General features: G+C 39.1%; 1 pseudogene. It reads left to right on the top strand.

The features are described 5' to 3' along the window. Positions 1-145, top strand: a pseudogene (locus ACQRDX_RS09645) (PrgI family protein); the annotation flags it as partial. Positions 146-243: the final 98 nt, after the last annotated feature.

Genomic DNA, 243 nt, shown 5'->3' with positions numbered 1-243 from the left:
ACCCAATGACTTACCTTTTGAAACCTATCTCAGGTACCGATTTCATTATGAACTAACGGTGCCAGACCGTACATTTACTGGAAGAAAAGGAGACCAACGTGAAAAAATTAAAACACTCAATGAAACCAAAGACCTCTTCTTATGACAAAAAGCAAAAGACGAAAACACAGAAGCAGGAAATCAGACCTTCTACCGTAAATACGTTAGCCTATCAAGGACTTTTTCAGAATGGCCTTATGCAGG

Origin of the sequence: Streptococcus sp. SGI.013, from assembly GCF_050315295.1 — a bacterium.
Classification (GTDB): Bacteria; Bacillota; Bacilli; order Lactobacillales; family Streptococcaceae; genus Streptococcus; species Streptococcus porcorum.
Note: the sequence above shows the minus strand (reverse complement) of the source record. Positions and strands in the feature narration are given on the sequence as shown.